The following is a 382-nucleotide window of genomic DNA, read 5'->3' on the forward strand; positions in this document are numbered from 1 at the left end:
GCTTTACAGTGACTATCTTGGTTAAGATCACTACATATGGCCGGCGATTGAACGCAAATACCTTCAACGGTTAAAGATTCTTCACAGCCTGTAAGCAAAATTGCAAAGGCGAGGGTTATGCGCTTAAAAGCCATCCGAGTCTCTCAAATTATTAGGGTCTGTTGACCTTTCAAGGTTGAATTTGCAGCAGTCTTTTTGGTATTGAGACAAGGCAGAGCCTATGTGGTGTGGTTGTTCCCCATAAATAGGCGATAACGTAGCATCAATGCCAAACAGGCGCTGCCCTTCGGGTTCTGCCTAGGGGCGATTTACTCTTTGTTGCCTACATGGATGTAGGTAAGGGGCGTGAGCAGGACGCGGAAGCTTTGCTCGGTTTTTACTT

General features: G+C 46.3%; 1 protein-coding gene. It reads right to left on the bottom strand.

The genetic code is table 11. The features are described from left to right. On the bottom strand, positions 1–134 hold a 134-nt coding region (locus JWG39_RS17315), incomplete at its 3' end, for a DUF2989 domain-containing protein (protein ID WP_205220471.1). Positions 135–382: the final 248 nt, after the last annotated feature.

It is taken from the genome of Desulforhopalus vacuolatus (assembly GCF_016918505.1).
GTDB lineage: Bacteria > Desulfobacterota > Desulfobulbia > Desulfobulbales > Desulfocapsaceae > Desulforhopalus > Desulforhopalus vacuolatus.